This is a genomic window from Pelomonas sp. KK5, from assembly GCF_001984095.1.
In the GTDB taxonomy this organism is placed as follows: domain Bacteria; phylum Pseudomonadota; class Gammaproteobacteria; order Burkholderiales; family Burkholderiaceae_C; genus KK5.
In genome coordinates this window covers 1-7,329 of the sequence record NZ_LYVQ01000282.1, presented here as the reverse complement: position 1 = coordinate 7,329, position 7,329 = coordinate 1, and the positions used below count along the sequence as shown (strand labels likewise).

Below are 7,329 nucleotides of genomic sequence, written 5' to 3'. Positions count from 1 at the left end.
CCGCACCGCCGGTCATGATGATCGGCCCCTCGGCGCCGAAGGGCCCGCCCGAGCCGATCACCAGGCCCGAGGACAGCGGCTTGAGCAACGCCAGCTTGGCCGACATGCGGCTCTGGCCGAACAGGATCGCCTCGATCGCCTCGGGGATGCCGTGGCCGCGGATCTTCTCGGAGCCGAAGCGCGCGATCAGCCCGACGATCAGGCCACCCAGCACCGGCACCGCGATCACCCAGGCGCCCAGCGTGTGCGCGGCCGGCGAGTGGTCGGCCAGCGACAGCGTCTGGAAGAAGAACAGGTTGGTGAAGGCATGGATCAGCGTCAGCAGCAGCCAGGCGGCGGCCGTGCCGGCCAGGCCGATCGGCACGGCAACGGCGCTGAGCAGCAGCAGCCGGCGGTCGACGGCGTAGTCACGGGTGGTCTGGATTTCGAGCGGCATAGCCTCATTACATCACGATGTGATGTATTCGATGCCGCCGACAATGCCCGCCCATGAGCACCAGCAAGCCCCGCCCCGACAAGCCGCTCGCCAAGGCCGACTTCGAATCGCTGTCCGAGTTTCGCCACCAGCTGCGCCGCTTCCTGCGCTTCAGCGAGGAGGCCGCGCAGGCCGAGGGGCTGACGCCGCAGCAGTACCAGCTGCTGCTGCACATCAAGGGCTATCCGGGGCGGGAGTGGGCCAGCATCGGCGAGCTGGCCGAGCGGCTGCAGGTGCAGCAGCACGGCGTCGTGACGCTGGTGTCGCGCTGCGAGGCGGCGGGCCTCGTGTGGCGCGAGCCTAACGCGCAGGATCGGCGTCAGGTGTTCGTGCGGCTCAGCGAGGCGGGAGAGGCGGCGCTGCAGCGGCTGGCGGCCCTGCATCGCAGCGAGCTGCAGTCGCTGTCGGGCGTGTTCGCGGTGGCGAACATCACGGCCTTCAACGAACGGAGTTAATGCTGGACCTCGTCGCTGCCGGCCAGCGCCAGCAGGCGGTCGACTTCGGTCTTGTGCTCCACGCAGTTGCGCATGTGCCAGCGCCGGATCACCCACATCGTGCCGCCGACGATGGCGCCGAAGATGAAGATGGCGACGAACGCCGACAGGCCCGCGCGGGTCATCAGCGTGTACAGCGCGGACAGGCCCAGGATGCAGGCCTGCTCGTTGAAGTTCTGCACCGCGATCGAGCGGCCGGCGCCCATCAGGTTGTGGCCGCGGTGCTGCAGCAGCGCGTTCATCGGCACCACCAGGAAGCCGCCGACGAAGCCCAGCAGCACCAGGAAGGGCGCGGCGATGTAGACGTTGCTGATCCAGTTCAGCCCGATCATCAGCACGCCCATCGCGATACCCATCGGGATCACCTTGGTGGCCTTGTCCAGGCGCATCGTCATCGAGGCCGCCACCGCGCCGATGGCGGTGCCCAGCACCACCACGCCGCCCAGCTGCGAGGCCTGCGTGGTGCTGTAGCCCAGCGCCGCGGCGGCCCAGGCGAACACGACGATGCGCAGATTGCCCGAGGCGCCCCAGAACAGCGTCGTCGTGGCCAGCGAGATCTGGCCCAGCTTGTCGTTCCACAGCCGCGAGTTGCAGGAGGCGAAGTCGCGCACCATCGCCGCCGGGCCGTGGGCCAGCGGCTGCAGCGGAGTGTCGGTGCGCGGGATGTAGAGGTTGAAGATCGCGGCGACGATGTAAAGGGCCACCAGCGAGGCAATGGCCGCCTGCGGCGCGGTGTCCACGCCGGTATCGATCAGCGGGAAGTCGAAGCCCAGCAGGATCGGCGCGATGCGCGGGCCCACGAGCTGGCCGCCCAGCAGGATGCCCAGGATGATCGAGGCGATCGTCAGGCCCTCGATCCAGCCGTTGGCCTTGACCAGCTGCGAAGGCGGCAGCAGCTCGGTGAGGATGCCGTACTTGGCCGGCGAGTAGGCCGCGGCGCCGAGGCCGACGATGGCATAGGACAGCAGCGGGTGCGCGCCGAACAGCATCATCAGGCAGCCGACGATCTTGATCAGGTTCGAATAGAACATGACCTTGCCCTTGGGCACCGCGTCGGCAAAGGCGCCGACGAAGGGCGCGAGGATCACGTAGAACAGGGTGAAGCTGGCGCCCAGCGCGGGGATCTGCCAGGGCGGCGCATGCGTGGTCTTCAGCAGCTCGATGGCCCCGACCAGCAATGCCTGATCAGCCAGCGAGCTGAAGAACTGCGCTGACATGATGGTGGAGAAGCCTTTTTTCATGAACCCGATCAGAACTGCAAAATATGGCGCCCCGACGCCTTGAAGAGGCGGTCCTAACAGGCTCTGCGGCCGGTTTATAGCATGTAGCCATCGGGTGTCCGGAGCCGATCAACATTGCTGCAGTGCCACAATCCGGGCCTATGCCACGTCCGATCGAAGCCATCATTCACCAGCCTGCATTGGCACATAACCTTGCAGTTGCACGGCGTCATGCGCCCGACGCCAAGGTCTGGGCCGTCATCAAGGCCAATGCCTACGGCCATGGCATCGAGAACGCCTTCGACGGCGTGCGCAGCGCCGACGGCCTGGCGATGATCGACCTGGACGAGGCCCAGCGCGTGCGCGCGCTCGGCTGGCGCGGCCCGGTGCTGCTGCTGGAAGGCTGCTTCGAGCAGCGCGACCTCGAGCTCTGCTCGAGATTGAAGTTATGGCACGCGGTCCACTGCGAGGAGCAGGTGGACTGGCTGGCCATGCACAAGACCCACGAGCCGCACCGCGTGTTCCTGAAGCTCAACAGCGGCATGAACCGCCTGGGCTTCAGCCCCCAAGCCTTCCGCGCCGCCTGGGCGCGGCTGAACGCGCTGCCCCAGGTGGACGAGATCTCGCTGATGACCCACTTCTCCGACGCCGACAGCGAGCGCCTCGGCGCCGACGGCATCGCCCACCAGCTCGCCGCCTTCCAGGCCGTGGCCGGCGACCTGCCCGGCGAGCGCAGCCTGGCCAACAGCGCGGCCACGCTGCGCCACACGGCCCGCGTCGGCGGCGACTGGGTGCGCTGCGGCATCATGAGCTACGGCGGCGTGCCGGACTTCCCCGAGCACGACGCGGCCTACTGGGACCTGAAGCCGGCGATGACGCTGCGCTCGAAGATCATCGGCACGCAGGACCTGCAGGCCGGCGACACGGTCGGCTACGGCAGCAGCTTCACCGCGCAAGGCCCCAAGCGCATCGGCATCGTCGCCTGCGGCTATGCGGACGGCTACCCGCGCCATGTGCCGCACGGCTCGCCGATCCTGGTCGACGGCGTGCGGACGACCACCGTCGGCCGCGTGTCGATGGACATGCTGGCGGTGGATCTGGATGCCTTGCCGAACGCCGGCTTCGGCAGCGAGGTGACGCTATGGGGCAATGGCCCGCACGGCTCGGTGCTGCCGATCGACGAGGTGGCCCGCGCCGCCGGGACGATCGGCTACGAGCTGATGTGCGCGCTGGCGCGGCGGGTGCCGGTGTCCGTCGAGCATCTGAGTTAGGTCTTCACGATGCTGCTCGACTGGCAGCCTGCGGAATGGGAGCTGGACTTCAGCTTCGTCCGCGCACAAGGGGCCGGCGGCCAGAACGTCAACAAGGTCTCCAGTGCGGCGCATCTGCGCTTCCACATCGAGTCGAGCACGCTGCCGGCCGCCATCAAGGAGCGGCTGCTGGCGCTGAACGACCAGCGGATCAGCAACGACGGCTATGTCGTCATCAAGGCACAGGAGCACCGCAGCCAGCCGATGAACCGCGCGGAGGCGGTGGCGCGGCTGGTGGCGCTGGTGCAGTCGGTGGCGCATGTGCCGAAGGCGCGGCGAGCGACCAAGCCGACCTGGGGTTCCAAGCAGCGGCGGCTCGAGGCCAAGAGCGTGCGCTCCGACATCAAGGCCGGGCGCGGCAAGGTCAAGACCTGACCCCCGAATAAGCAAACTCGAATTTCTCAGTTCGTGATCGGCACCGCGGTGGATAGCCTCGACAGGCTTTCTTCTCATCAACCGCTCCCGCCTTCATGAAAACAACGAGAACCGTCGCCGCCCTCCTTGCCGCCGGCCTGCTGCTGCAGGCCTGCAACAACAGCGACGACGACAAGCCCGCCGCCAGGCCCACCGCCCTGGCCAAGCGCCCGAACATCCTCTTCATCATGGCCGACGACCTCGGCTACTCGGACATCGGCGCCTTCGGCGGCGAGATCTCCACGCCCAACCTCGACGCGCTGGCCGCCGCCGGCCGGCTGCTGACCAACCACCACACCGGCACCGTCTGCGCGATCACCCGCTCGATGCTGATCTCCGGCACCGACCACCACCTGGTCGGCGAGGGCACGATGGGCGCGCCCAGCGACGAGCGCCGCGGCCTGCCCGGCTACGAGGGCTACCTGAACGACCGGTCGCTGTCGCTGGCCCAACTGCTGAAGGACGCCGGCTACCACACCTACATGGCCGGCAAGTGGCACCTGGGCTCCAACATCCCGGCCACCGGCGTGGCGCTCGGCAGCTCCGGCCAGACACCCGACCAGTGGGGCTTCGAGCAGAGCTATGCGCTGCTGGGCGGCGCCGCCAGCAACCACTTCGCGCACGAGACCGCCGGCTCCAGGAACTACACCGAGAACGGCGCCTACGCGCAGCCGGGCCAGCCGGGCCAACCCGGCGGCACCGGCGGCAGCCCGGCCGTCTTCTACTCGACCGATTTCTATACGCAGCGCCTGATCAGCTACATCGACAAGAACAAGGGCGACGGCAAGCCCTTCCTCGCTTACGCGGCCTACACCTCGCCGCATTGGCCGCTGCAGGTGCCCGAGCCCTGGCTCAGCAAGTACAAGGGCAAGTACGACGGCGGCTATGAAGCGATCCGCGCCGCGCGCATCGCCAAGCAGAAGCAGCTCGGCCTCATCCCGCAGGACTTCAATGCCTTCGAAGGCGAGCCCGACGCCACCGCCTCGACGCCGGCCACCACCAACAACGGCACCGCCTCGGCCAAGTACATCAGTGCCGTGCACACGGTGGCCGACGGCTACTCGGACTACGGCGCCGGCCGCGTCAACAAGAAGTGGGCGAGCCTCACCGCGCTGGAGAAGAAGGCCCAGGCGCGCTACATGGAGATCTACGCCGGCATGGTCGAGAACCTCGACTACAACATCGGCCTGCTGATCCAGCACCTGAAGGACATCGGCGAGTACGACAACACGCTGATCGTGTTCCAGTCGGACAACGGCGCCGAGGGCTGGCCGATCGCCTCGGCGACGACCGACCCGCGCGCCACCGACGAGGCCAACGCCGCCGACGCGGTCTACGCCACGCTGGGCACCGACAACGGCCTGCAGTCCGCCAAGCGCCTGCAGTACGGCCTGCGCTGGGCCGAGGTCAGCGCCACGCCCTTCCGCCAGAGCAAGGGCCACTTCGGCGAGGGCGGCTTCGGCACGCCGCTGATCGTGCACCTGCCGGGGCAGACCAAGAGCGAGGCGCAGTACACGCAGTTCACCCACATCACCGACCTGACCGCCACCTTCCTCGACGTCGCCCAGGCCACGCTGCCCACCACGCCAGCCCCGGCGCTGATCAACAGCACCACCGGCGTCGACCAGAACAAGGGCAAGGTGGTCTACGACAACCGCTATGTCTACCCGGTCACCGGCAAGACGCTGCTGCAGGTGCTGCTGGGCAACAAGACCGACACGGTCCGCACCGCGGCCTTCGGCGAGGAGAGCTACGGCCGCGCCCAGATCACCAGCGCCGACGGCAAGTGGAAGGCGCTGTGGACCGAGCCGCCGGTGGGCCCGCTGGACGGCCACTGGCAGCTCTACGACCTGACGAAGGACCGCGGCGAGAACACCGACGTCTCGGCCAGCAATGCCGCGCAGCTGAAGACGCTGACGGACCAGTGGAACAGCTATATGGGCAGCGTCGGCGGGGTGGAGCCGCTGCGTCCGCAAGGCTATTACTGAAGTGAAACTCCCACCCCCTACCGGCTTCGCCGGCCCCCTCAAGGGGGCACACCCGTACGCCCGGCGGAGCCGGATCGTCGGGTGTCGCGCGGGGCGGCCCGTGCCGGGCCTTGATGCTGGCCGTGTCGCGTTTCATTCGTCGCGGGTGGCGCACAGCACGATGGAGCAACTGAGATGAGCGTTCGACTGAGAGTCGCCGTGGCAATGCTGGCCGCGGCGGGCACCGCAGCGGCGCTGACGGCGAGCTTCAGCGGCGCCTTCGCGCGCGGCAGCGCCCTGCCCTCGCTGGGGGCCGAAGCCCGCTGCGAGGCCTACGCCGGCCTGCCGCCGAACTGGGGCGGCGATGCGCACGCGGGCATGGTCCGCGTGCCGGCCGGCAGCTTCCATTTCGGCAGCAGCAAGGGCTATCCGGACGAACGCCCCGGCAGCGCCGCGCCGCTGAAGGTGGCCGCCTTCTGGATGGACCAGACCGAGGTCACCATCGCCCAGTTCGCTGCCTTCGTGAAGGCCACCGGCTACATCACCGAGGCCGAGCGCCAGGGTGGCGCCGTCGTCTTCCACCAGCCCACCGAGCAGGAACTCGGCACCCGGCCCTATGCCTGGTGGACCTTCGTCAAGGGCGCCGACTGGCGCCATCCCGGCGGGCCGGGCAGCACCATCGACGGCAAGGGCACGCAGCACCTGCCCGTCACCTTCGTCACCGAGGCCGATGCGCTGGCCTACGCGCATTGGCTCGGCCGCGACCTGCCGACCGAGCAGGAATGGGAATACGCCGGCAAGGCGGGCCGCGACGGGCCGGAGCTGGATACCGCGCCGCGCGGTGCCGATGGCAAGCCGACGGCCAACTACTGGCAGGGCGCCTTCCCCGCCTTCGATGCCAAGGAGGACGGCCACGCCGGCCTGGCGCCGGTGGGCTGCTACGCGGCCAACGGCTTCGGCCTGCACGACATGATCGGCAACGTCTGGGAGTGGACGAAAGACGGCTACTCGGGCCCGCACCAGCCCCACATGAACGGCGACACCGCGGTGGCCGCGGCGCAGACCGCACCGGGGAACTACAGACCCGATCGCGCCATGGTCATCAAGGGCGGCTCCTACCTGTGCTCGCCGGATTTCTGCGTGCGCTACCGGGCCTCCGCGCGGGAGTCGCAGGAGGCCGACCTGGCGACCGCCCACATCGGTTTCCGCACCGTGCTCAGGGAGCAGGGCTCATGAAGCGCCGCGTCCTGCTGGCCTCGGCGGCGATCCCGCTGCTGGCTCGCGCGGCCGCAAGCGAGCCGCGGCGCATCGCCGTCGCGCCCGGTCCGCAGGCCGAGGTGATGGATCTCGTCGCCCGGCTGGCCGCCGCGCAGGGGCTGGCGCTAACGCCCATCCTCAGCGTCAGCGCGCCGGGCACCGTCAACGCCACGCTGGCCGCCGGCGGTTTCG

The 7,329-nt window shown here is 69.0% G+C and carries 7 protein-coding genes and 1 pseudogene; 6 read left to right on the top strand and 2 right to left on the bottom strand.

Annotation, left to right across the window (positions count from 1 at the left end):
• Positions 1-436: chloride channel protein (locus B0W88_RS28035; RefSeq protein ID WP_144007015.1), on the bottom strand; the 436-nt coding region annotated here is incomplete at its 3' end.
• 53 nt (positions 437-489) lie between these two features.
• On the opposite strand from B0W88_RS28035, the gene B0W88_RS28030 reads away from it, so the two are divergent.
• A complete protein-coding gene (locus B0W88_RS28030; protein WP_077037849.1) occupies positions 490-930 on the top strand; it encodes a MarR family winged helix-turn-helix transcriptional regulator in 441 nt (146 codons plus the stop codon).
• Here B0W88_RS28030 and lplT read toward each other — a convergent pair.
• Positions 927-2,210: a lysophospholipid transporter LplT gene (gene lplT / locus B0W88_RS28025; RefSeq protein ID WP_077037848.1), complete on the bottom strand. Its 1,284-nt coding sequence runs from the start codon at positions 2,208-2,210 to the stop codon at positions 927-929. The two genes, B0W88_RS28030 and lplT, sit on opposite strands and share 4 nt — an antisense overlap.
• A gap of 140 nt (positions 2,211-2,350) precedes the next feature.
• Between lplT and alr the strand changes: the two genes are divergently transcribed.
• The 5 genes and pseudogenes from alr to B0W88_RS28000 form a co-directional block, all read left to right on the top strand.
• The gene (gene alr / locus B0W88_RS28020) at positions 2,351-3,460 is read left to right on the top strand and encodes an alanine racemase (RefSeq protein ID WP_077037847.1); all 1,110 of its coding nucleotides are present in this window, start codon (positions 2,351-2,353) and stop codon (positions 3,458-3,460) included.
• 9 nt (positions 3,461-3,469) lie between these two features.
• Positions 3,470-3,874: an alternative ribosome rescue aminoacyl-tRNA hydrolase ArfB gene (arfB, locus tag B0W88_RS28015; RefSeq protein WP_077037846.1), complete on the top strand. Its 405-nt coding sequence runs from the start codon at positions 3,470-3,472 to the stop codon at positions 3,872-3,874.
• A gap of 95 nt (positions 3,875-3,969) precedes the next feature.
• On the top strand, positions 3,970-5,901 hold the full coding sequence (locus B0W88_RS28010; protein ID WP_077037845.1) for an arylsulfatase: 1,932 nt from the start codon (positions 3,970-3,972) through the stop codon (positions 5,899-5,901).
• A 174-nt stretch (positions 5,902-6,075) separates the two neighbouring features.
• Positions 6,076-7,116, top strand: coding sequence for a formylglycine-generating enzyme family protein (locus B0W88_RS28005; protein ID WP_077037844.1), 1,041 nt, complete (start codon positions 6,076-6,078; stop codon positions 7,114-7,116).
• A pseudogene (locus B0W88_RS28000) lies at positions 7,113-7,329 on the top strand (metal ABC transporter substrate-binding protein); the annotation flags it as partial. The gene B0W88_RS28005 and the pseudogene B0W88_RS28000, both read left to right, overlap by 4 nt.

What these genes read in the sequence shown, in the direction of transcription:
- alr (WP_077037847.1), top strand. Translation starts at nt 2,351, where the DNA reads ATGCCACGTCCGATCGAAGCCATCATTCACCAGCCTGCATTGGCACAT.
- lplT (WP_077037848.1), bottom strand. Translation starts at nt 2,210, where the DNA reads ATGAAAAAAGGCTTCTCCACCATCATGTCAGCGCAGTTCTTCAGCTCG.
- B0W88_RS28010 (WP_077037845.1), top strand. Translation starts at nt 3,970, where the DNA reads ATGAAAACAACGAGAACCGTCGCCGCCCTCCTTGCCGCCGGCCTGCTG.
- B0W88_RS28005 (WP_077037844.1), top strand. Translation starts at nt 6,076, where the DNA reads ATGAGCGTTCGACTGAGAGTCGCCGTGGCAATGCTGGCCGCGGCGGGC.
- arfB (WP_077037846.1), top strand. Translation starts at nt 3,470, where the DNA reads ATGCTGCTCGACTGGCAGCCTGCGGAATGGGAGCTGGACTTCAGCTTC.
- B0W88_RS28030 (WP_077037849.1), top strand. Translation starts at nt 490, where the DNA reads ATGAGCACCAGCAAGCCCCGCCCCGACAAGCCGCTCGCCAAGGCCGAC.